This is a genomic window from Synechococcus sp. CBW1002 (genome assembly GCF_015840915.1).
Classification (GTDB): Bacteria; Cyanobacteriota; Cyanobacteriia; order PCC-6307; family Cyanobiaceae; genus CBW1002.
In genome coordinates this window covers 1,889,389-1,910,794 of record NZ_CP060398.1, presented here as the reverse complement: position 1 = coordinate 1,910,794, position 21,406 = coordinate 1,889,389, and the positions used below count along the sequence as shown (strand labels likewise).

23 protein-coding genes are annotated in these 21,406 nt (G+C 65.3%); 9 read left to right on the top strand and 14 right to left on the bottom strand.

Annotation, left to right across the window (positions count from 1 at the left end):
- Nucleotides 1-27: 27 nt before the first annotated feature.
- From H8F24_RS09220 to H8F24_RS09200, 5 genes are all read right to left on the bottom strand, one after another.
- Complete coding sequence (locus H8F24_RS09220) at nt 28-1,101, bottom strand: IS630 family transposase (RefSeq protein WP_370594808.1); 1,074 nt, start codon at nt 1,099-1,101, stop codon at nt 28-30.
- Between the two features lie 240 nt (nt 1,102-1,341).
- Nucleotides 1,342-1,656, bottom strand: coding sequence for a Nif11-like leader peptide family RiPP precursor (locus H8F24_RS09215; protein WP_197171868.1), 315 nt, complete (start codon nt 1,654-1,656; stop codon nt 1,342-1,344).
- A gap of 46 nt (nt 1,657-1,702) precedes the next feature.
- Nucleotides 1,703-1,999 (bottom strand): hypothetical protein, encoded by a 297-nt coding sequence (locus tag H8F24_RS09210; RefSeq protein WP_231598205.1) that lies wholly within the window; start codon nt 1,997-1,999, stop codon nt 1,703-1,705.
- An 89-nt stretch (nt 2,000-2,088) separates the two neighbouring features.
- A complete protein-coding gene (locus H8F24_RS09205; protein ID WP_197171864.1) occupies nt 2,089-4,254 on the bottom strand; it encodes a bifunctional aldolase/short-chain dehydrogenase in 2,166 nt (721 codons plus the stop codon).
- Between the two features lie 98 nt (nt 4,255-4,352).
- Nucleotides 4,353-4,580 (bottom strand): hypothetical protein, encoded by a 228-nt coding sequence (locus H8F24_RS09200; protein WP_197158692.1) that lies wholly within the window; start codon nt 4,578-4,580, stop codon nt 4,353-4,355.
- Between the two features lie 211 nt (nt 4,581-4,791).
- On the opposite strand from H8F24_RS09200, the gene H8F24_RS09195 reads away from it, so the two are divergent.
- Nucleotides 4,792-7,134 carry a response regulator gene (locus H8F24_RS09195; RefSeq protein WP_197171862.1) on the top strand — a complete coding sequence of 781 codons (2,343 nt, stop codon included), beginning with the start codon at nt 4,792-4,794 and terminating at the stop codon, nt 7,132-7,134.
- On the opposite strand, the gene mtnA is transcribed toward H8F24_RS09195, so the two are convergent.
- Nucleotides 7,125-8,216 carry an S-methyl-5-thioribose-1-phosphate isomerase gene (gene mtnA, locus H8F24_RS09190; RefSeq protein ID WP_197171860.1) on the bottom strand — a complete coding sequence of 364 codons (1,092 nt, stop codon included), beginning with the start codon at nt 8,214-8,216 and terminating at the stop codon, nt 7,125-7,127. The two genes, H8F24_RS09195 and mtnA, sit on opposite strands and share 10 nt — an antisense overlap.
- Nucleotides 8,217-8,343: 127 nt before the next feature.
- Here mtnA and H8F24_RS09185 point away from each other — a divergent pair, with 127 nt between their 5' ends.
- A complete protein-coding gene (locus tag H8F24_RS09185; protein WP_197159074.1) occupies nt 8,344-9,114 on the top strand; it encodes an STAS/SEC14 domain-containing protein in 771 nt (256 codons plus the stop codon).
- 172 nt (nt 9,115-9,286) lie between these two features.
- Here the strand turns inward: H8F24_RS09185 and H8F24_RS09180 are convergent, their stop codons facing one another.
- Nucleotides 9,287-9,982, bottom strand: a complete 696-nt coding sequence (locus H8F24_RS09180; RefSeq protein ID WP_197158689.1) for a response regulator transcription factor — start codon at nt 9,980-9,982, stop codon at nt 9,287-9,289.
- Between the two features lie 221 nt (nt 9,983-10,203).
- Here H8F24_RS09180 and H8F24_RS09175 point away from each other — a divergent pair, with 221 nt between their 5' ends.
- Nucleotides 10,204-10,593: a hypothetical protein gene (locus H8F24_RS09175; protein ID WP_197158688.1), complete on the top strand. Its 390-nt coding sequence runs from the start codon at nt 10,204-10,206 to the stop codon at nt 10,591-10,593.
- A gap of 335 nt (nt 10,594-10,928) precedes the next feature.
- The gene (locus H8F24_RS09170; protein WP_197158687.1) at nt 10,929-11,651 is read left to right on the top strand and encodes an iron-containing redox enzyme family protein; all 723 of its coding nucleotides are present in this window, start codon (nt 10,929-10,931) and stop codon (nt 11,649-11,651) included.
- A gap of 55 nt (nt 11,652-11,706) precedes the next feature.
- Here H8F24_RS09170 and H8F24_RS09165 read toward each other — a convergent pair whose 3' ends face one another.
- The gene (locus H8F24_RS09165; protein ID WP_197171858.1) at nt 11,707-11,943 is read right to left on the bottom strand and encodes a Nif11-like leader peptide family natural product precursor; all 237 of its coding nucleotides are present in this window, start codon (nt 11,941-11,943) and stop codon (nt 11,707-11,709) included.
- A 176-nt stretch (nt 11,944-12,119) separates the two neighbouring features.
- Complete coding sequence (locus H8F24_RS09160) at nt 12,120-12,311, bottom strand: hypothetical protein (RefSeq protein WP_197172590.1); 192 nt, start codon at nt 12,309-12,311, stop codon at nt 12,120-12,122.
- Nucleotides 12,312-12,472: 161 nt separating this feature from the next.
- Here H8F24_RS09160 and H8F24_RS09155 point away from each other — a divergent pair, with 161 nt between their 5' ends.
- Nucleotides 12,473-13,174 (top strand): trans-aconitate 2-methyltransferase, encoded by a 702-nt coding sequence (locus H8F24_RS09155; protein WP_197159073.1) that lies wholly within the window; start codon nt 12,473-12,475, stop codon nt 13,172-13,174.
- Between the two features lie 10 nt (nt 13,175-13,184).
- Here H8F24_RS09155 and H8F24_RS09150 read toward each other — a convergent pair whose 3' ends face one another.
- The 5 genes from H8F24_RS09150 to H8F24_RS09130 all read right to left on the bottom strand — a co-directional run bounded on the left by H8F24_RS09150 (nt 13,185) and on the right by H8F24_RS09130 (nt 18,538).
- The gene (locus tag H8F24_RS09150) at nt 13,185-14,552 is read right to left on the bottom strand and encodes a SufS family cysteine desulfurase (protein WP_197171856.1); all 1,368 of its coding nucleotides are present in this window, start codon (nt 14,550-14,552) and stop codon (nt 13,185-13,187) included.
- Between the two features lie 4 nt (nt 14,553-14,556).
- On the bottom strand, nt 14,557-15,798 hold the full coding sequence (gene sufD, locus H8F24_RS09145) for a Fe-S cluster assembly protein SufD (protein WP_370594821.1): 1,242 nt from the start codon (nt 15,796-15,798) through the stop codon (nt 14,557-14,559).
- Nucleotides 15,799-15,818: 20 nt separating this feature from the next.
- A complete protein-coding gene (sufC, locus tag H8F24_RS09140; protein WP_197158682.1) occupies nt 15,819-16,637 on the bottom strand; it encodes a Fe-S cluster assembly ATPase SufC in 819 nt (272 codons plus the stop codon).
- Between the two features lie 71 nt (nt 16,638-16,708).
- Nucleotides 16,709-18,151, bottom strand: a complete 1,443-nt coding sequence (gene sufB / locus H8F24_RS09135; protein ID WP_197171852.1) for a Fe-S cluster assembly protein SufB — start codon at nt 18,149-18,151, stop codon at nt 16,709-16,711.
- A 33-nt stretch (nt 18,152-18,184) separates the two neighbouring features.
- On the bottom strand, nt 18,185-18,538 hold the full coding sequence (locus H8F24_RS09130; RefSeq protein WP_197171850.1) for a ferredoxin-thioredoxin reductase catalytic domain-containing protein: 354 nt from the start codon (nt 18,536-18,538) through the stop codon (nt 18,185-18,187).
- Nucleotides 18,539-18,730: 192 nt separating this feature from the next.
- Between H8F24_RS09130 and sufR the strand changes: the two genes are divergently transcribed.
- The 4 genes from sufR (at nt 18,731) to H8F24_RS09110 (ending at nt 21,354) form a co-directional block, all read left to right on the top strand.
- Nucleotides 18,731-19,411 carry an iron-sulfur cluster biosynthesis transcriptional regulator SufR gene (gene sufR / locus H8F24_RS09125; protein WP_197171848.1) on the top strand — a complete coding sequence of 227 codons (681 nt, stop codon included), beginning with the start codon at nt 18,731-18,733 and terminating at the stop codon, nt 19,409-19,411.
- Nucleotides 19,412-19,414: 3 nt separating this feature from the next.
- Entirely contained in the window at nt 19,415-19,840 is a 426-nt protein-coding gene (locus H8F24_RS09120) for a hypothetical protein (RefSeq protein ID WP_231598203.1), read from the top strand.
- Nucleotides 19,841-19,877: 37 nt separating this feature from the next.
- Nucleotides 19,878-20,477 carry a phycobiliprotein lyase gene (locus H8F24_RS09115; protein WP_197159071.1) on the top strand — a complete coding sequence of 200 codons (600 nt, stop codon included), beginning with the start codon at nt 19,878-19,880 and terminating at the stop codon, nt 20,475-20,477.
- Nucleotides 20,478-20,592: 115 nt separating this feature from the next.
- Entirely contained in the window at nt 20,593-21,354 is a 762-nt protein-coding gene (locus H8F24_RS09110) for a phycobilisome rod-core linker polypeptide (protein WP_197171846.1), read from the top strand.
- Nucleotides 21,355-21,406 lie beyond the last annotated feature (52 nt).

Sequence of the window (21,406 nt, the reverse complement as noted above, 5' to 3'; positions counted from 1 at the left end):
CTCCTACCGCTTCGCGGAAGCCTGCGGCTAGTGTCCCGTCCTGGAGATTTGTGAGCAAAGTCGCTGGAGCTTCTCCAGGATCGAGTCGGCGGTTGCCGTCCAGTTGAACGGGGCCTTGGTCTTGTTGTAGGCCGCCACGAACTGCTCGATCTTGGCGATCAGCTCTTTGACGCTGGAGAAGCTGCCGCGCCGGATCGCCCGCTGGGTGATGATCCCGAACCAGCGCTCCACCTGGTTCAGCCAGGAGGCGTAGGTGGGTGTGTAGTGCACGTGGAAGCGGGGCCGTTGTGCCAGCCAGGCACGGACCTTGGCGTGCTTATGCGTGCAGTAGTTGTCCACGATCAGGTGGACATCAAGGTCCTCGGGGACGGACGTCTCGATCTGCCGCAGGAAGCCCAGGAACTCCTGATGCCGGTGCCGGGGCTTGCACTGGCTGATCACCTCACCGGTGGCCACGTCCAAGGCGGCGAACAGGGTGGTGGTGCCGTGGCGGATGTAGTCATGGGTGACGCCCTCGACGTAACCGAGGCCCATGGGCAGCAGCGGCTGAGTCCTGTCCAGGGCCTGGATCTGCGTCTTCTCGTCGACGCAGAGCACCATCGCCTTATCCGGAGGATTCAGATAGAGGCCGACGATGCCCCTGACCTTCTCGACAAAGAAAGGATCCGTCGACAACTTGAATGTCTTCTGGCGGTGCGGCTGCACCGAGAAGATCTGCAGCCAGCGGTGAACGGTGGTCTTGGAGACGCCAGTGGCAGCCGCGAGTGAGCGCGCGGACCACTGGGTACTGCCGTCGGTGGGTTTGGTCTGCAGGGCCCGGTTGATCACCTCAGCCACCTTGTCGTCTTCATAGGTGCGGGGCCGGCCAGGCCTGAGCTCGTCATGGAGGCCTTCCAAGCCCAGCTCCAGGTACCGTTTGCGCCACTTGCCAACGGTCATGCCCGTCAGTCCCATTCGTTTGGCGATCGCCGTATTGGTTTCGCCTGCTCCGCAGGCCAGGACGATCTGGGCTCGCTGCACGATCGAATGCGGCAGCGACCGGGAATTCGCAAGGGCCCGCAACTGCTGAACTTCGTCCTCGCTGAGGACCAGCGGAGGCATCGGACGACCAAGCGCCACAGGGCACCTCGGGTGACACTCCTGTTTCTAGCTGTTATTTGCAGGACGGCACACTAGCCGAAGACTGCTCCGAAGGAGTAGGAGGAGCTGCAGCGCAAGGAGAAGGCTCTAGCGGAGGCAGCAGCAGGCATTGGCTTACAACAAAAAAGGCCGCCCAAATGGCGGCCAAAAATGATAGCTTTCCTAAAATTTGCCAGCAGAAAGCGGGCAAGGTCTTCGGGATTACTTAATAAGAATCGCAGTGGCTGCCATTGCTGCTGGTACAGCTACACCAGCACCAACAACTCCACCCGCCCACGCGAGGCCTGAATCTACTCCCTCATTTCCAGACCAAGACCCTCCTGCTACGCCAGCAAGATCTGCATCTGACAATTCAGATGTAATTGCCGCAGTTCCTTTGATGACCTCTTCTGGCGTCACACTAATTCCATGCTGGAGAGCAAGAGCGCAAATGCCATCAATGGATTCTGAAGTCTTTATCGCCTCCGCCAATGTTGTATCTGTTTGGCAAGCGTCAACAAGCTGCTGGAAAGACATTGTTTTAGGTAGCTGATTGGATACTAAGTACTAAGTGGATTAAAATTTATTTTACCATCATGCCGAAGGATATAACGCCGCTCACTACCGCTCTATCATTGTCATCACTGTTCGTCCAAGCCCCACCAGCAACGGACGCAAGCGCTGCATCATCGAGCTCCGTAACCGATTCTGAAGCGTAGCGAATCAAATCGCCACTTGTAACGGTGACGCCTTTCTGTGACAGATAAACCACAATTTCATCAGGAGTACCGAGCTTGCCGATGTCTTCAAGATAAGTGGGATTTTCGGCGAATATCTTGGAAAGCTGTTCTTGGTCCATGGTCTTAGCCTTGGTGCCCAACAACCCTACGGTACTACAAGCCTTTGCATCCGCACGGTCCCTTGCGTTATGTAAAGATCGCGCATCCAATCAATACGACTGGGGCCACCTCAGCGCACCATCGCCGCCACGTTGCCGCCATCGACGGTAAGCACGGCGCCGGTGGTGCGGCCCAGCTGGGCCAGGGCCACGAAGGCATCGGCCACATCAGCAGCGCGGACCTCCTCGCCCAGCAGATTGCCGGCCATGTAGACGTCTTCGCTGACGCCACGGGCGGAAGAACGCTGCTTGATCATGGCCTCATCCAGCAGGCCGGAGCGGATTCGATCGGCATTGATCGCATTGGCGCGAACGCCCTCCTCGCCGGCCTCGAGGGCGTACTGACGCATCAGGGCGAGCAGGGCCGCCTTGGCGATGCCGTAGGCACCGAAGTTGGGGCCTGGATTGAGGGCCTGCTTGCTGACATTGAACAGCAGCTGGCCGCCCAGCCGCGGCGCATCGCCGGCCAGATCATTGCGGCGCCAGCCGTTCTGGGCGCGGAACACCGCCAGGGCCGCCTGGGCCACCTGCTGATGGCTGAAGAAGTTGAGCTCGAAGCAGTCCCGCAGCGCCTCGTCTTCCAGATCGGCCATGGCACCAGTCCAGGCGGCGCCGGCATTGCTCACCACGATGTCGAGGCCGCCGAAGTGGAGGCAGACCCGCTCCATGGCCCGCCGCAACTGGGCGGCATCGGTCACATCGCAGGCGATCCCCAGGGCCTTCTTGCCGCAGGCGGCTGCCGTGGCCGCCGCCGCCGCACCATCGCGATCCAGCACCGCCAGCTCGGCGCCCTGGGCCGCAAAAGCCCGGGCCGTGGCGGCACCGATGCCACCGCCGCCGCCGGTCACGAGCACCACCTGGCGGGCCAGGGGCTTCTCGCGCCCTTTGCCGAGCTTGGCCTGCTCCAGGCTCCAGTACTCCATATCAAAAGTGTCGTCTTCGTTCACGGGCTGAAAACGACCCACGGCTTCGGCCGCCAGCAGGGTCTGGGCCCAGGCTTCCGCCAGATCCGCCGCCACTGCCGCCGCCGCAGCGCTGCCCCCAAGGCCGACCAGGCCCAGGCCGGGGATCGCCACCAGGCGAGGCAGCGGATCCAGCGGCTGGCGCCCGCCGCCGACACGGGCGTTCTGACGCGAAAAGTAGGCCTTGTAGTCGGCGCGGTAGGCCGCCAGGGCCCGTTCCAGCTCGGCGGCCCAGGTCGCCAGCACGGCCGGCTCCGCCGTGGCGGGCAATGGCGGCAGCACCAGGGGGCGGGCCTTGGTGCGGATCACATGGTCGGGGGTGGCCACACCCCGTTGCGCCCAGTCCGCCAGGCGCGGATCGTCCACCACACTCCGGGTCAGGGGGGTGTCGCGCAGGGCCAGCAGCCAGCGGCGGGGCACTGGAGCGGCGGCGGCCGGGCCGGCTTCGGCCACGGCGGCACGGCTCAAGGCACCGCGCAGGATCGGCAGCACAGCCGCCGCAGGGGTGGCGGGCGCCGGCACGGCAGCCGGCTGGCTCGGCCCTGCCGCGCCACGCGCGCGCTGAATGCGCTCCTCGGCCTGGCGCACCAGCGCAATCATCCGCTCATAGCTCTGCTGGGCCGTGGCGCCGAAGGAGAACAGCCCGTGCTGGAGCAGCACCATGCCCTCCAGCTCGATGGACTGCTCAGCCGCGGCGGCGGCGGCCTCCTCATAGGCCCGGGCGGCGGCGAGGGCCAGATCGAAGCCGGGCATCACATAGGGCACCAGGGCCACCCGCGGGCCGTACAGCTCGCGGCAGAGGGCCTCGGCATCCGGCTGATCCGCCAGGGCCAGCAGGGCGGTGGCGTGGGTGTGGTCCACGAACTTGTGGGGCAGGAAGGCATGCAGCAGCGCCTCCACCGAGGGGTTGGGGGCCGCCGGATCGATCAGGTTGCGGCGCTGGGCGGCCACCATGTCTTCGTCGCTGAGGGCCTTCAGGGCCCGCAGGGCCTGCAGCGGCTCCAGCCGCACGGCCGGATGCCCCGGTGGCTCGATCGTGGCCAGATCCCAGCCGGACCCCTTGACGCACAGCACCGGGATCGACTCCCCCAGCAGGCCGGTGCAGCTGGTCTTCACCGAGGTGTTGCCGCCACCGTGCAGCACCAGCTCCGGATCGGCGCCCAGCAGGCGGGCCGAGTAGGTGCGCAGGGCCAGGTCTTCGCTGACGCCCTCGGCGCCATAGCGGGCGACCGCCGCGGCCGCGTCGGCATCCGACCAGCGGTTGAGCACGGGCATGGGCGGCGGCCTGGGGGCACAGGGGACGGACCGAGGCTACGGATCGGAGATCCCATCACCCAGTCGGAGTGGGAAAGGCCGCAGAGCCAGGTCGATCCTCAGATCCGCAGGCATTCGTCGTTGGCTGGGATATCCATCCACTCGGGCAGGCAGTCCAGATCCGCCGGCTTTGGATAGGTCCAGCCTGGGGGAGAAGTGGGATTGACGCAGGCCTCTCCAATGGCCAGGAAGCCCTCCGGGCAGGCACCCTGACCATCAGGCGACACCACCTGCGCCCGACTCGGCAGGCCACCCGCCAGGAAGAGAAACACAGCGGCGGCAGTCACCGCCCCAGTGGAAGCGACTCTGACGCTGGAGGCCTCGACAGACAGGTGAACAGCGCGAGAGTCACGTGGGTCGGCAAAAGCCACGGCAGCCCATTTCTCCGGCACGGCCTCAGGCTAGGCAGCCCAGGTCCTCTCGGACATCAGGCTGCTCGCGGTGCTACACCGCACGATCTTGCGTGGCAGGCTTGGGTTCGGCCACGATCGGCTCCCCGTGCCCCTTCCCACGCCTCCGGTGCCGTCAGAACGGCGCATCCGCCGGGAAGCGCTGCTCACAGGCATCACGATCTTCTCGGTGGCCGCCGCGGCCCTCACGGTCACCTATCGGGTCGCCACCCGCACGATGCAGAACCAGCTGCGGGAGCATCTGCGCAGCCTCGCCAGCATCGCCGCCGCCGAGATCGACACCAAGGCCATCGCCCAGCTGCAGCGGGCCGATCAGCTCGGCGGCCCGCTCTACCAACAGGTGAGCCAGCCCCTGATCCAACTGCGCTCGGAGGTGCCGGAGATCTACTACGCCTACACCCTTCGGCCCTCCTCCGAGGGCCTGCGCTTCGGCGTGGACACCTCGTACTACGTGAAAAACCATGGCGACGACACAGACGTCGCCAAGCTCGGCGAGCTGTACACCGACGCACTCCCAGCGGCCAAGCGGGCGCTCCAGCAGGGAACAACTCAGGTGAGCCAGACCCCCTACACCGACAGATGGGGCACCTTCCTGAGCAGCTACGCACCGTTCCGCAATGCAAGCGGCCAGGTGATCGGCCTGGTTGGCCTCGATCTGTCCACGACTCAGATCGAGGAAAAGGTGCTGCCGCTGCGGATCACCCTGATCCTCGCTCTTGTCGGCAGCGGCGGCCTGGCCTTTCTGGCGGGCTTCGATGCCTATCGATCCTTGAAGGCCCGAGCCCAGGCCCTGCTGGAACAGACCGATGCACGCCAGCTGGCGGAGGCCGCCGCTGCCGCTGCCGACCTGGCCAACCAGGCCAAGACCGACTTCATCGCCACCCTCAGCCACGAAATCCGCACGCCCCTCAACGGCGTGCTGGGCATGACCGATCTGGTCCTGGCCAGCGAGCTCACCGATCACCAGCGGGAGTGCCTCGACACGGTGAAAAGCAGCGGCAAGACCCTGCTCAGTGTGCTCAACGACATCCTCGATTTCTCCAAGATCGAGGCCGGCCGGCTCGAGCTTGAGGAGCAGCCCTGTGCTCTGCGCCCCCTGATCGAAGACGTGCTCGATCTCTATGCCCCCCAGGTACGGGAAAAGCGGATCGAACTTGTGCTGTTGCTGGCCCCGGAAGTACCCAGCGTCATCCTCACCGACCCCACCCGCCTGCGCCAGATCCTGATGAACCTGGTGGGCAATGCCACCAAATTCACAGAGCGGGGAGAGATCGTGGTGGAGGTGACCAGCCATGGATCCCTGCCTGAGGACCATTGCAAACTCGAGATCACCGTGCGCGACACCGGTGTCGGGATTCCTGCCGATCGCATCGCCCGCCTGTTTCAGGCCTTTTCCCAGGCCGACGCCTCCACCACGCGCATTCATGGCGGTACCGGCCTTGGCCTGGTGATCTGCCGGAGACTGGCCCGCGCCCTCGGTGGAGACATCAGCGTGACGAGCACCGAGGGAGAAGGCAGTGTCTTTTCTCTGACGTTCCGAACCCAGGCCATCCCGCTCAGTGATCCTCTCCCCCAGGCAAGGCTCTTCGAGAAGCGCGGCGTTCTGATCGCGATGGCCAACCCCACCAATCAGCGCCTGCTGGAAAGCCACTGCCGCCTCCTCGGGATGGTGCCCCACGCAGCCTCAACGGCAGGCGAGGTCCTGGGCCAGCTGGAGAAACAGACGATCGAGGCTGTGGTGCTGGACACAGCCCTGCCCGGAGAGGGAATCAGCACCCTGGTGACGACGCTGCGGGAGCGATCGGAGCGGCAGCCTCGGCCCGTGATCGTGATCCGCTGGGTGGGGGAGGAGGTGGATGGGAGCAACGTCCAGGCCGTGCTGAGCAAGCCGATCAAACCGGTCGCCCTGGGGCAGATTCTGATGCGATCGCTGGAACCACCCCCAACAGACGGCGACGGCGCCGCCGTGGCGAGCGGCCCGTCTCCTGACCAGCCGGTTCGGGGCACGATGGCGGAGAGCCACCCCCTGCGGGTGCTGGTGGCGGACGACAATGCCGTCAACCGGCGGGTCTGCGAACTGGTGCTGCGCCGCCTTGGCTACACCCCCAGCTTCGCCGTCGACGGGGAAGAAGCGGTGACCATGCAGGCCACCGAGCAGCCGGATCTGATCCTGATGGATCTGCACATGCCGCGGCTCGATGGCCTGGAGGCAACACGGCGGATCCGCTCCAGCAGTGGCGATCCGATTCATCCCTGGATCCTGGCGGTCACGGCCGATGTCGCCCCCAGCACCGGCCGCGCCGCCCTCACTGACGGCATCAACGACTTTCTCAGTAAACCGATTGAAACGGACGCTCTGGTCGCCGCCATCCACCATGCCTATGCGGTTCTGCATCCAGGACTCGATCAGGCCCGGATCGATCAGGCATAGAGGGTCTGCAAACCTGCTTCGCTGGCGGGAGCCACACCGCGCTCGGTGATCAGGCCCGTCACCAGCCGGGCCGGCGTCACATCGAAGGCCGGATTGAAGCCGGCGCTGCCAGCGGGGGTGAGCTGCACCGTGACCGCTTCTGCAGCGACGCGGCCCTGGATGGACGTCACTTCAGCGGCCGAGCGCGCCTCGATCGGGATCTCCGCCACGCCATCGGCCAGGGTCCAGTCGATCGTGGAGGCCGGCAGGGCCACATAGAAGGGGACGCCGTTGTCGTGGGCGGCGAGGGCCTTGAGATAGGTGCCGATCTTGTTGCACACGTCGCCGCGGCGCGTGGTGCGGTCGGTGCCCACGATCACGACATCCACCTGGCCGTGCTGCATCAGGTGTCCACCGGCGTTGTCGACGATCACGGTGTGGGGCACGCCCTCCTTGCCGAGCTCGAAGGCGGTGAGGCTGGCGCCCTGGTTGCGCGGGCGGGTCTCATCCACCCACACATGCACGGCCAGGCCAGCCCGGTGGGCCTTGTAGATCGGCGCCAGGGCCGTGCCCCAGTCGACCGTGGCCAGCCAGCCGGCGTTGCAGTGGGTGAGCACATTCAGAGGCTGGCCCTGCCGCTCAGCCGGCCGGGCCAGCGCCAGCCCCTGCAGGATCTTCAGCCCGTGGGCTCCGATCGCCTCGCACATGGCCACATCCTCTTCCGCGATCGCCGCGGCCTCCTCCCTGGCGACCGCGGCCCGCTCGGTCTCCGGCAGTGGAGCCACACGATCCCGCACCCGCTCCAGGGCCCAGCGCAGGTTGATGGCCGTCGGACGGGTGGCGTTGAGCTGCTCGAACGCCACCGCCAGCGCCCCATCGCTCGGATCTGCCTGCAGGGCCAGCATCAGGCCATAGGCGCCCGTCACACCGATCAGCGGCGCGCCACGCACCACCATCGTGGCGATGGCCTCGGCGGCCTGCTCGACGGTGGAGAGCGAGCGGGTCTCGAACTGGTGGGGCAGCCGCGTCTGATCGATCACACCGATCGAGCGACCACCCGGCTCCAGCCAGACGGTGCGCCAGGCCTTGCCGTCGATGTTCATGGGAGTGGGCGCCGAGGAAGCGGCGATGGGTTGAGGCCCCGATCATCGCGGCCGGCGCGAACGACAATGGGCAACCTCAGCAGCTCTGCCTAGCTTGCGAACAGGACGGGCGCAGCGGGGGATCACGATGATCGAGACGATCGAAGGTCTGCCGGAGGGCACCCTGGGTTTCGCCTTCAGCGGCCAGATCAGTGGCCACGACTACGACACGGTGCTCGTCCCCGCCATGGAGCGGGCCATCGAAGAGCACGACCGCATCAAGACCCTGCTGCGCTTCGGGCCGGCCTTCGAGGGCTATGACCTCGCCGCCGCCTGGGACGACACCCTGCTCGGCCTGCGCCACTGGCGCGGCTTCGAGCGGATCGCGGTGGTGAGCGATGTGCCCTGGCTGCGCACCACCATCCGGGCCATCGGCGCCCTGATGCCCTGCCCGATCCGCAACTTCCCGACGGAGCAGGAGCAGGAGGCCCGGATCTGGCTGGGCGAGTCGCTGGGCAGCATCCATCTCGATGAACACAACGGTGTGATTCAAGTGCGCCTGATCGGCAGGCTGGAGCCCAGTGCCTACGACCACATCGACGCAGACATCGCCGCCCTGTTCAGCCGGGTGACGCCGGTGAAACTGCTGCTCGATCTGCGCGCCTTCGACGGCTGGTCGGGCCTGGCCGCCCTCGGTGATCATCTGTCGCTGATCCGGGAGCATCGCAGCGCCCCGCGCCGGGTGGCCGTGGTGGGCCAGCAGAACTGGCAGAAACTGGTGCAGAAGCTGCTGTCGCGCTTCACGTCGGCGGAGACACGCTTTTTTGATGTGGCCCACAGCGCCCAGGCGGAACTGTGGCTCCAGGGCAATGGGGAGTCAGCGCGCGAGGCCGGGATCAGGCAGCTGCACGACGCCTGATCCCGGCCAGCCGGCGCAGAAACGCTCGCTTCTTCACGATCCTGAGATCGCGGTGGCGTTGGGCTGGGGGTAGAGGGTCTTCGTGGGCTGACCATGGCACCAAAAAATGCACTTGCAGCCCTGTCACTCCATCATGTCTCCCCTCATCCTCTGACCCAACCCATCCCACCGATCACACCTGAACCATGCCGCAGCGCATTCCCTTGAGCACCGCCTGGAGCCGGTTGTGCACGTTGAGGGTCTGCAGCAAGCGCTTGGTGTAGGTGCGGGCGGTTTCATCACTCACCACCAGTCGCTTGGCGATCTCCCGATCGCTGAGGCCACTGGCGAGCAGGTCGAGAACTTCATACTCACGCGGCGTGAGTCTGGGACAGCTCAGGTAGGGAAGAATGCCCGTCCGCAGGGAGGGGCTGCGGTAGGAGTGCCCGCCCAGCACCGCCATCACGGCGGCCTGAAGCGGTTGCTGATCATCCACGAAATCCGCCTCGGCGACCACGGCTTCCAGCCATGGTGCTTCGATGCACTCGGCAGGAATAGCATCACCCAGCGCCAGGATCACGGCATGAAGTTTCGGATGAAGCTGGCGGGCCTGACGCACCAGATCGAAACCATTGCCACTTTCCAGATAATCGGTACAGACGAGCAATTCATAGGGATCACTGGCTTCCGCCGCCAGATAATCCAGGCACATCTCCTGATCGGTCACAGCACAGGTGATGCGGGAATACCCCCCGAAGCTGCGGCACAAGGCCCGCAGCAGAAAGCGACCTTTGGCCACCACCGCAACACGGCCCGGAATCTCGATCGATTCGAGACCCTCCTCAGGGGTGCCAAGACCAGCATTGGCCAGAAAGGGCGTGAGATCCATGCTCCGCGGATGGCCCCTGGCTGGGAGCAATGAAAGCCTGGGCAAACTTAGGCGTTGGGCGGCAGGCGCTGCGAGGTCCGACAGATCCCAGGACCAGCCCCCAAAGCCCTGAATCGATGGGCAGCTTGTGACATCTCAGGGACGTCTGCTCATCTGTCGCCGCAGGATCCCAGCGCCGCCCGGCGAACCTGCAGGGTGGAGTCTCCCCGCACGCTGCATCGATGACCGACGCTCCCTATCTCGTGGCCCTGGCCCTGGTGGAGTTTGGGGGGAAGCGTGCGTTGCCTCTTTCCGGAAAATCCCAGTCAGCAGCTGCTGCTGACGCCATCGATCCCGGCGATGACGGTCGCACCCTGGCGTTGGAGCTGCTGCTGCGCCTCTGGCAGCGCAGCGACGAAGGCCCTCTGCAACGGGCTGCTGGGGATCCCAGCCTGTTGCTGGTCGAACTGCCGATGGAAGCGATGCGCGACCAGCTGCCACAACTGAAGGCGAACTGGGTGGGTGGAGGTGACACGGAGGCGTTGCTCAGCAGCCTTGGGGACCTGGCCATCAGGGCCTGGCGGATCACGATCGCCAAGTACGAGCCGGTCAGCTTCATGGCCTGGCCTTGATCGAGCCCATGCAGCCGGGGCCGATACCCCCGCTTGGGGACTGGTCGAGGAACCCAGCGGCATTTCAGGATGAACTGGCGGTCACAGGGGACTGATGGAGGAGGCGACTGCACAACCAGTGCCGTCATCGTTCAGCCAGCCAGGAGCCGGGGCTGCTGGGTCCTGACGAGGCCCGCGCCCTACAGAAAACCGGTGGTGGCAACGCGATCCGGAACGACAGACAAAACGACAGGCAAGTGGAGAACAGCCCAAGCAACGAACTCAATTCCTCTCCCCATGTTGATCCTGAAGATTCTCAGGATCAACACATTGCAGCTCAGTATGTCGACGATCTGGTGAGCCAGGCCCTGATGCACCGGGCGACAAGGCATCCTTACCTCACAGCCCTCTCGGCGGGAACGCTGCCTGACCTGAGATTTGCTCTGGGTGATTTTTCCCGGCATTACTACGGCTACTCGGCCCACTTCCCCCGTTATCTGACGGCGCTGATTTCACGACTGGAGAACCCGGACCACCGCAATCCCCTGCTGGCCAACCTCCTTCAGGAATCGGGCCACTATGAGCCTGAGGAGCTCGCGGGGTTGCACCGCTGCGGCATTGAAGCCGACTGGATCGTGGGGGTCCCGCACCCCGAACTGTTCCAGCGTTTCCGGCAGGCTCTGGGGATGATTGGCACCGATCCCAGCATCGATCACGTTTATGTGGTCGCTTGGAGAGATCTTCTGCTCAGCCTGTTGAGCAGCGGGTCTCCAGCCGAAGCCCTGGGCGCCCTGGGTCTGGGTAGCGAAAGCATCGTGCCGGCGATCTACCAGCCCTTCCTGGATGCAATCGGCCGATTGGGCACGCTTGAGCCCCGTGACACTGTGTTCTTCCCGCTGCGTACAGCGATCCACGATCAGCGCCAGGCCAGGATCAACGCCATCGCCATCGACTTTGCCATGACCCCAGGCGGCCAGGCCGACCTGTCCAAGGGCATGCACATGGCCCTCGCCCTGCGGAATTCGTTCTGGGACTGGCTGTACGAGCGTGTTCTTCGGGGTGGTGGCGGGCCTGTGTAGCCCGACTCCATGGCCCCTCGGACTGCAACCGAGGGGCCAGAGCCAGGCCGCGGCTTCAGCCGCGCCAGGTGGGCAGACCACCGCCCACAAGGGTGCCGCGGTTGCGCCAGAGGGCTGCCGGAGTCACCGCAACGCCGTGCCTGGCTGCCAGGCGCGCCGCCGCCTCGGTGGAGTCGGTGGCGCGCAGGTCCTTGGCGAAGGCTGGGTCGTGTTGCAGCAGATCCTTCAGGTGGTGCAGGGCATCCGCCGCGGGAACCGCCGGAGCCGGGGTCGATCGATCGCAGGTGGCCATGGGGCCTCCATCTCAGAGTGATACCAGCCTAGGAGTGCTGATTCAAGATGCCCATCGCAGCGCGGGGCAGCGGGTAGTTCGTTACCAGCGCACAACCCCGTTGGCCCGGCCCGCCCTCTGGCCGAAGAGTCTCAGCAACTTGCCGCCAGAGACTTCGTCGACTAGAGACCCGGTGATCAGATCATCGATGGCCATGCTTCGCGATCCAGAGAGCCCTGGAGCAGGGCCGCCACATCAGCATCCACCTGAGCCAGACGTTCCAGCACCAGCTTCAGATCCAGGGCGGTGAGGTCGCCATCGGCTTCCCACTTCAGACAGGTGCGCCCCAGACAGCTGCTGCTGTTCGTCGTCATGGTGGGTTCTGCCATGGCGGGCTTCCTGGCTCTCGTTGGCTCCAGTTTCGGCAAGCAGGCCAGGCTGCGATGCCCCCAACAGGGGACAATCTCCGAAGCTTGGGGACGCGGCTGGTCAGGCAGGGTGCGGTCGGGGCCCTGTCGACAAGACTGTGACCATGCACTCTGCTGTGCCGATGGACCTGTTCGAACAGAACTGGAGCATCTACCGGGCCGTGGTGCAGCACGATCTGATGGGACACGCTGACCTCACCGCAGCGACCGCACTGGCCCTGCGCTCCTGGCTTGAGGCACGTGCCCCCGGCACCCGGCCGCCCCTTGCCGTGGATCTGGGCTGCGGCGATCTGAGCGCACTCGCGCCTGTCTGGCGGCAACTCCCCCTGGGGGGCTACGAGGGGATCGATCTCACCGCCCAGGTCTTACCCCTGGCCCGCCAGGCCCTGGGAGCCGTGCCCTATCCCAGCCGCTGGCAGGCGGCAGATCTGCGTGTCTGGGCAGCCAGCAACGACGAACCCGTGGATCTGATCCACACGGCCTTTGCGCTCCACCATCTCTCAGACAGCGAAAAAGCGGAGTTTCTGCGCCAGGCCCGCCAGCGCCTCGCCCCCGGCGGACTCCTTCTCTGGGCTGATGTCTTCCGCGATCCAGGCGAATCCCGTCAGGACTACCTGGGGCGTTACAGACACCGGATCCACAGCCAATGGTCGGTGTTGCCCGCCGAGGCCCGCACCCAGGTGATCGACCACATCGATCAGCTGGACCACCCAGCCGATCGTGCCGTGATCGTGCGACAGGCCGAAGCAGCAGGCTGGCGCTGGACCTGGCTCTGGAACGGCCCACAGCGGGCTGAAGGACTGGCCCAGCTGGAGCCGATCTGAAGCCTGGGGCTCAGCTGTGCTCCCGCAGAAAACCGATCGTGCCGCTCAACTCATCAGAAAAGCGGTCGATCTCCTCGGGAGTGGTGGTGAAACTGAGGCTGGCCCGGGCTGAACCGGGAATGCCATACAGGCGATGCAGCGGCTGGGTGCAGTGATGGCCGCTGCGGATGCAGATGCCGGCCGAATCAAGCAGGGCCGCGATGTCATTGGCATGCAGGCCATCGACGGTGAAGGCGGCCAGCGCCCCCCGATCAGGCTGCTGCTCCGGGGTGGGTCCGAGGATCCGCACCCCTTCGATCGCCTGCAGGCGCTGGAACAACTGGCGGGTGAGCCGCTGCTCCCAGGCGTGGATGCGCTCCAGCCCCAGGCCCTGGAGGTAATCCAGAGCGGCACCCATGCCGATCGCCTCACCGATGGCGGGGGTGCCGGCTTCAAACTTATGGGGCAGCTCCGCCCAGGTGCTGTGGTCGAGGTAGACGTCCTGAATCATTTCGCCGCCCCCCAGAAAGGGAGGCATGGCCTCGAGCAACTCCTCGCGCGCCCAGAGGAAGCCCATGCCGGTGGGGCCGCAGAGCTTATGGGACGAGCCCACCAGGAAATCGCAGCCCAGCTGGGCCACATTCACGGGTAGATGGGGCAGGCTCTGGCAGGCATCCACCAGCAGCAGCGCACCGGCGGCGTGGGCCAGGGGGGCGACCTCCGCGACCGGGTTGAGGCAACCGAGGGTGTTGCTGACCTGAACCAGGCTGACCAGGCGGGTGCGCTCGTTGATCTGGCGGCGCAGGTCGGCGAGGTCCAGCTCGCCCGTTTCGGTGAGGCCCACATGGCGGAGCACGCACCCGGTGCGGGCCGCCAGGAGCTGCCAGGGAACCAGGTTGCTGTGGTGCTCCATCACCGAGAGCAGCACTTCATCGCCGGAGCGCAGGTTGGCCTCACCCCAGGAGCGCGCCACCAGGTTGATGGCCTCGCTGGCGTTGCGGGTGTAGACGATCTCGCGGGCACTGGCCGCCCCCACGAAGGCAGCCACCTTGCCACGGGCTCCTTCAAAACCTTCGGTGGCTCGCGCACTCAGCTGATGGGCGCCCCGGTGCACATTGGCGTTGTCGTGGGAGTAGTAGTGCTGCAGAGCCTCCAGCACCTGGCGGGGCTTCTGGCTGGTGGCGGCATGATCGAGATAGATCAGGGGCTCGCCGAGGCAGGCCGTCTGGGCGAGCAGCGGGAAATCAGGACGGGTTAGGCTGGCCAGGTCTTCATAGGACTGTGGCGCCGCGGCGGAATCCTGAGGCTCCGGCGGTGTGGAGATGGATGGGGCGGTGTCACGCGCCGCCGGCGAGACGGCAGCGTCGGGCGTCAGCAGAGCATCAGCAGCTGGGGTCATCAGCTCAGGCCTCCCCCAGCAGACGATCGATCGGGCGCCAGGCGGCGGCGATGGCCGGCAGCTCCCGCAGCACCTCCTCACAGAAGGCCCGTTGCAGCAGACGGGCCGCCTGGTCGGCCGCGATGCCACGACTCTGCAGATAGAACAGTTCGTCCTGCTGCAGGCGACTCACGGTGGCGCCATGGGCACAGCGCACGTCGTCCGCCACGATCCCGAGCTCGGGCTTGGTGTCGATGCGCGCCCGATCGGACAGCAGCAGATTGCGGCTGATCTGGGAGGCATTGGTGCGCTGCGCCTGGCGAGGCACCCGCACGGCTCCGTTGAACACGCTACGGGCCTGGCCATCGGCCACGGCTTTGTGGACCTGCTCAAGCTGGCCGTCGGGTCCTGAAAAGGTCACCTGGCTGTGGGTGTCTGCGATCTGGCGATCGATCACCCGTTGCAGGCCCCGCAGGCTGGTGTGGGCCGCACCATCGCGCTGGTTCACCCGCGGCTCGAGGCGCAGCAGGCCCCAACCGGCACAGCCGCTCACGACGCTGAGGTCACTGCCACTCTCCTGCACGTAGGCGCACTGAGCCAGCAGCGACGCCTGGGCATGTCCCTGAGCCAGCAGCCCATGACGCAGACGGGCGCCACGACCCAGATGGGCTTCCAGCACCAGGCTGGTGGCGCTGGCACCACTGGCGGTATGCACCTGCAGCAGTTCCAGTTCGGCCCCGTCCTCCAGCAGCAGCAACACCCTCAGGGGCAGCAGCCCATCGCTGGCCCCAGCGGGAAGCAGCAGCTCCAGTGGCGATGCCACGACCCCGGAAACGCGGAGAGCCAGCACCTGCTGGGCTGCCGCCTGGTTGAGCTGGGTCAGCCAGTGGTGGGCGCAACCGGTCGCCTCAAGCACCGCGCCGAGGCGCTGATGCAGTTCTGCCCCGGCGATCGGTTCGAGCCCCGCGGGCAGCGCCACCCCATCCAGAGGGTCGGCGCTGCCATCCAAACGGAGGCACAGATGAGCCGACGCCGTGCCAGCAGCCTGCTCAGGCCGCAGCAATCGCGGTGAGGTGGCCGCCAACAGGGCCGGATCGGTGAAGCGCCAGTTTTCCTGGCGGCGATGGGGGGCAGGAAGCTCCGACAGGGCCGCACGGGCCTGCTCCTGCAACGGTGCCAGCGGACCGGTCGCAGGGGGCAGAGAGGCGATGAGATCACCCGTCCAGGCCTCGAGGGTCGAGGAGGAGCGCACGGCCGTGGATGGCATGGAAACAGGCAACGTCACCATCAGCCCACCTCCACCGGTGTACGCCCATGGGCTGCGGCCTCAAGGACCGCCAGCTCCTGATCGACCCAGTCGTATCCCCTCTCCTCAAGTTCAAGGGCAAGCTCCTTGCCACCGGTACGAAGGATGCGGCCCGCGGCCATGACGTGCACATAATCGGGAGTGATCACATCCAGCAAGCGCTGGTAATGGGTGATCAGCAGGGTGGCGTTCTCGGCCGTGGCGAGATGGTTCACACCACCAGCCACAATCCGCAGGGCGTCGATGTCGAGGCCGGAATCGGTTTCATCGAGGATCGCCACCAGTGGATCGAGCAGGGCCATCTGCAGGATCTCGTTGCGCTTCTTCTCGCCACCGCTGAAGCCCTCATTCACGGAACGCTCCAGAAAGGCTGGATCCATCTGGACCACGGCCAGCTTGTCGCGCACGACATCCTCAAAGGCAAAGGTATCGAGCTCCTCGTCGCCCATCTCCAGCCGGCGGGCATTGGTCGCCACCCGCAGGAACTCGAGGTTGCTCACCCCGGGAATCTCAATCGGGTACTGAAACCCAAGAAACAGACCGATTCTGGCCCGCTGCTCCGGAGGCAGATCCAGCAGATTCTCGCCCCTGTAACGCACCGTGCCCGCGGTGACCTGATAGGCGGGATGGCCGGCCAGCACCTTGGACAGGGTGCTCTTACCACTGCCGTTGCGACCCATCACCGCATGGATCTCGCCGGCACGAATGGTGAGGTTCACGCCTTTGAGGATCGCCTTGTCCTCGACGCAGGCATGGAGATCACAGATCTCAAGCAGAATGGGGGCGTCGGAACGGATCACAGCAACAGGGAAGGCAGAGGAAAGACTGAACGGAGAAAATGTTGTCTAGGGATGGCAGCAGCTGAAGGAGATCAACCCACCGATCCCTCGAGTTTCAGGGCGAGGAGCTTGTCGGCTTCAGCCGCGAACTCCATCGGCAACTGGTTGAACACATCACGACAGAAGCCGCTCACCATCATCGACACCGCCTCTTCAAAACCGATCCCACGGCTCTGGAGGTAGAAAAGCTGGTCTTCCGAGATGCGGCAGGTGCTGGCCTCATGCTCAATCGCAGCGTCAGGTTGCTGCGATCGGATGTAGGGATAGGTGTTGGCGGCAGCCTGGTCGCCGATCAGCATCGAGTCGCACTGGCTGTAATTCTTGGCCCCCACAGCCTTGGGACCCACCTGCACAAGACCGCGATAACTGTTGGAGGAGCGCCCGGCACTGATGCCCTTGCTGACAATCGTGGAGCGGGTGCGGGGCCCAACATGAATCATCTTGGTGCCAGTGTCGGCCTGCTGACAGTTGTTGGTCAGGGCGACGGAATAAAACTCGCCCACTGAATCAGCACCCTGAAGCACACAACTGGGGTATTTCCAGGTGATCGCCGAGCCTGTTTCCACCTGGGTCCAGCTGATCTTGCTGCGCGCACCACGGCACTGGCCGCGCTTGGTGACGAAGTTATAGATCCCACCTTTGCCGTTCTCATCACCGGCATACCAGTTCTGCACGGTGGAATACTTGATCGCGGCATCCTCCAAAGTGACCAGCTCCACAACCGCGGCATGCAGCTGATTGGTGTCAAACATCGGCGCCGTGCAGCCCTCGAGGTAGCTCACCGAAGCCCCCTCTTCCGCCACGATCAAGGTGCGCTCGAACTGGCCGGTGTCGCCGGAATTGATGCGGAAATAGGTGGAGAGCTCCATTGGGCACTCCACCCCCTTGGGTATGAACACGAACGAGCCATCGCTGAACACCGCTGAGTTCAGGGCCGCGAAGTAGTTGTCGTTGCTGGGCACCACCGTGCCGAGGTACTGCTCGATCAGTTCGGGGAATTCCTTCACCGCCTCGCTGATCGAGCAGAAGATCACACCATGCTCGGCCAGCTTCTCGCGGTAGGTGGTGGCGATCGAGACACTGTCGAACACCGCATCGACGGCCACATTCGAAAGCCGTTTCTGCTCGCTCAAGGGGATGCCAAGCTTGTCGAAGGTTTCGAGAAGCTTGGGATCCACCTCCTCCAGGCTGGCCTTTTTCTCCTGCTGCCGTGGTGCCGCGTAATAGATGATGTCCTGGTAGTCGATCGGCGAGAAACCCAGTGCTGCCCAGTCGGGAGAAGCCATCTCCAGCCACTGCCGGTAGGCGCGCAGACGAAACTGCAGCAGAAAGTCTGGCTCCTGTTTTTTGGCCGAAATCAGGCGCACCACATCTTCACTGAGCCCCTTGGGGATCTTGTCGGTCTCGATATCGGTGACGAAGCCGTACTTGTACGGCTGCGAAACCAGATCCCCAACGGTGGCGGTGCTGCTCATGGATGGATGCGGCGGACGGGAGTTCAGTAGTGATCAGCCGGCGGTATGACTGCGAATCTCTTCCATGCTGATCGTCTGGCTGTCGCCGCGGAAGGGGTTGTCCTCGGTGAGGAACAGCATGCAGTGGCACTCCTTGCGCTCGCGCATCGGCACGCAGGGGCAGTTCCAGAAAGCCTGGGAGACCTCCGCCTGCTTGTCCTCGTAGTGACGGCAAGGGCAGAGCGCACCGCCCAGATCATCCTTGTGGCGGGCCAGACCCTCCAGCACCACGGCCGTCACCCCCGGATCGCTGCAGAAATAGGTCCCCGTGCGCTGGGCATAGGTTTCCGCGAACTTGCGGATCACCTCAAGGCTCTCAGCGGAGGGGGCGGCAGCGGCGTCGGACATGAAGCAGGAGGTAGAGGGCACCCAGCCCAGGACGGATCACTCGGATACGAAACCGTCTGGTTTCGTATCTGCCCGAGCCTAGGGCAGGGGTCCGAGCCTTGGGGTGAAGGTTCATTGTGACCCCACGACTGCCGCGGCGCGCCCCCCATCCACCTGTCGTGCGTGGCATGGTGTGACGGTCAGTGGCGAGCCATGACCGCCCCAGCCCCGGTATCCAACCAGGCCAGCACCCGCGAGGCGGCGCTCACGCTGTTGCTGCGCCATGGACATGCCACTGCCGCGACCCTGGCCCAGAAGCTGGCGGTCTCCGTTCAGGTGATGCGCCGCCATCTGCGCAGCCTGGAGGAGGAAGGCCTGGTCGTTTCCAGTCCCTCGCAGGATGGCCCTGGCCGTCCCTGCAATCACTGGAGCCTCACCGCCAGCGGCCATAACCAGTTCCCGAACGGCAGTGAGCAGTTCACCCTCAGCCTGCTGAGCTCGATGGCCAACAGCCTGCCGCCCGATACCATCAAAGATCTGCTCAACCGCCAGGCGATCGACAAGGCCGGCGATTACCAGCTCCAGATCGGTGTTGGCAGCCTGCCGCAGCGCCTGGATCGCCTGGTGGAACTGAGGCGGCGTGAGGGCTACGTGGCCGAGTGCGTGGCGGACGACGACAGCTGGGTCTTCAGCGAATACCACTGTTCGGTGATGCGGATCGCCGAACAGTTCCCCTGCGTCTGTGATCAGGAGTTGCAGATGATCCGTCACACCTTTCCCGATTGCAGCGTCGAGCGGGTGCACTGGCGCCTGGCGGAGGGTCATTCCTGTGGCTTCCGCCTCACCCCCAGGCCTGATCCGAGCGATGTGGCGGCCGCCTCAGCCAATCCCTGAGCCGTGAGCCCAACGGATCCCGCGCCCCGCGGCCCGCTCCTGATCGAGGAGCTCGAGGCGATCGAAACCACCCTGCTGCCGGCGCTCGACCGCCATCACCTCCGCCTGCTGGCCCACGGCCTGCGGACGTTCCAGTCCATTGCCGGCGCGCAGCACGGCCCCCTGCCGAGACCCGAACAGGTGCAGCTCTGGGTCTGGAGTCAGCCGCTGCTTGCCGCCGATGCTGACTTCGCCGAAGCGTTCCTGGACCAGTTGGGGCAACTGGGGCAGCAATTGGAGGACCTGGCCCGCCAGAGAGCCTGCACGCCGCTGGCGCTGACCCTGGAGGATCTGATCCGCTGGAGCTGCGAGCAGGCCACGGCTCGCCTGTCGACAGATGCGCCGCAGACTGACCCGCCGCAGACAGATGCGCGACCGCCTGCGGGCTGAGCGCCTTGCCATCATCGCTGCAGCAACCCGAGGTCCCGTGAGCGGATCGATCAGCGACGCCATCAGCTTCTTCCGCCTCAGCTGCGGCCGCTGGCGGTCACAGCGCAGCAGCCACCACCTGCTCCATCGCCGCGCCGAAGCGGGCGGCTCCTACATCGAGGTGGTGGAACTCTCCGCCACTGACCCCCTGCTGGTGGCGGTGGCGACCCTGCACGGCCAGGATCCGAACGGGCTGGCGGGCGGCTGTCGGGTGCGCTGGAGCGGGTCGATGGCCTGGGACAAGGCCGGGGAAGCCCATGAAGGCGAGAGTGTCTTCGGGCTGATTCCGACCGACGAGAAGGGCAGGACCGGCCTGCTGCTGCGCGATCGTGGCTATGCCGAAACGGCCCCGGTGGCCGGGCATTTCCAGATGGACGATCGCGACGGACTGCTGCTCAGCACGGACTACGAAACCATGAGCAGCCTGGAGCGGTTCAGCTTCGCGGGGCCCGATGTGCGGCTGCGCACCAGCACCGTCGAGGGACTCTCCAACACCGCGTCCTTCTGCGTGGAGACCCGGGTGCTTGAGGCGACCGCCGGGCCCACCCCAGCTGAAGCGCCGGAGGACGGACGCCTGCTCTCTCCACTGGGCTGGTGAAGTCTGGGCTGGTGAACCCGGTGTCGAACGTTACGGACTGTGAGCCCTGCCAGGGGGCGATGAGTCGTGACGGGGCCGCACTTCTACGATCCCCGAGACGGATGCCTGAGCACGAGTGGCCCTTCCTCTCCTGAAGTACGCACCCACGACGCAGAACTCCCGCGTGGATGCCCTCCGGGTGGGTTCAGACGAGGATCCCAAGGCCGTGTCCATGGACAAGGCCATGGATCGCGAAGACCAGAACTTCGTGATTGAGGCCGCCTATCGGCAGATCTTCTTCCACGCTTTCAAGGTGGACCGCGACCGCACCCTTGAGTGCCAGTTGCGCGATGGCCAGATCACGGTGCGTGATTTCATCCGCTCCCTGTGCCTGTCGGACACCTTCACCCGCAGCTTTTACAACCTCAACAGCAACTACCGCGTGGCTCGCCACCTGGTGGAAAAGCTGCTGGGTCGCCAGACCTACGGCAAATCCGAGGAAATCGCCTGGTCGGCCGTGCTGATGACCCGTGGGGTCCGGGGGATGGTGGATGACATCCTCGACAGCCAGGAATACCTGGACAACTTCGGCTACGACACGGTTCCTTACCACCGCAACCGCGTGGTTGGTTCACGCAGCGTCGGCGAAACCCCCTTCAACATCACCTCACCCCGCTACGAGGCCTACCACCGCGGCATTCTGGGCTTCCCCCAGATCGTCTACACCGGTACCGCCAAGGCCTACCCCGAGCGTGCCCGCCAACGCCGTGGCGGTTTCCCCGAGGATTACCTCCCCTGGGTGCGGACGCTGCCTGCCATGCGCACCCGTGGCGCCGCCGCCGGCAACACCGGCATGGATTATCTCTCCAAGGTCCCCTATCGCAGCATCGGTCGCTGAGGTTTCACAGCTTCAGCGCCACTGGGTCATCCGGATCAGAAGGCGGTGCTTC

Excerpts from the sequence above, each read along its gene's own strand:
- H8F24_RS09220 (WP_370594808.1), bottom strand. The coding sequence starts at position 1,101 with ATGCCTCCGCTGGTCCTCAGCGAGGACGAAGTTCAGCAGTTGCGGGCC.
- H8F24_RS09215 (WP_197171868.1), bottom strand. The coding sequence starts at position 1,656 with ATGTCTTTCCAGCAGCTTGTTGACGCTTGCCAAACAGATACAACATTG.
- H8F24_RS09205 (WP_197171864.1), bottom strand. The coding sequence starts at position 4,254 with ATGCCCGTGCTCAACCGCTGGTCGGATGCCGACGCGGCCGCGGCGGTC.
- mtnA (WP_197171860.1), bottom strand. The coding sequence starts at position 8,216 with ATGAACATCGACGGCAAGGCCTGGCGCACCGTCTGGCTGGAGCCGGGT.
- H8F24_RS09185 (WP_197159074.1), top strand. The coding sequence starts at position 8,344 with ATGATCGAGACGATCGAAGGTCTGCCGGAGGGCACCCTGGGTTTCGCC.
- H8F24_RS09180 (WP_197158689.1), bottom strand. The coding sequence starts at position 9,982 with ATGGATCTCACGCCCTTTCTGGCCAATGCTGGTCTTGGCACCCCTGAG.
- H8F24_RS09175 (WP_197158688.1), top strand. The coding sequence starts at position 10,204 with ATGACCGACGCTCCCTATCTCGTGGCCCTGGCCCTGGTGGAGTTTGGG.
- H8F24_RS09165 (WP_197171858.1), bottom strand. The coding sequence starts at position 11,943 with ATGGCCACCTGCGATCGATCGACCCCGGCTCCGGCGGTTCCCGCGGCG.
- H8F24_RS09160 (WP_197172590.1), bottom strand. The coding sequence starts at position 12,311 with ATGGCAGAACCCACCATGACGACGAACAGCAGCAGCTGTCTGGGGCGC.
- H8F24_RS09155 (WP_197159073.1), top strand. The coding sequence starts at position 12,473 with ATGGACCTGTTCGAACAGAACTGGAGCATCTACCGGGCCGTGGTGCAG.
- H8F24_RS09150 (WP_197171856.1), bottom strand. The coding sequence starts at position 14,552 with ATGACCCCAGCTGCTGATGCTCTGCTGACGCCCGACGCTGCCGTCTCG.
- sufD (WP_370594821.1), bottom strand. The coding sequence starts at position 15,798 with ATGCCATCCACGGCCGTGCGCTCCTCCTCGACCCTCGAGGCCTGGACG.
- sufB (WP_197171852.1), bottom strand. The coding sequence starts at position 18,151 with ATGAGCAGCACCGCCACCGTTGGGGATCTGGTTTCGCAGCCGTACAAG.
- H8F24_RS09130 (WP_197171850.1), bottom strand. The coding sequence starts at position 18,538 with ATGTCCGACGCCGCTGCCGCCCCCTCCGCTGAGAGCCTTGAGGTGATC.
- sufR (WP_197171848.1), top strand. The coding sequence starts at position 18,731 with ATGACCGCCCCAGCCCCGGTATCCAACCAGGCCAGCACCCGCGAGGCG.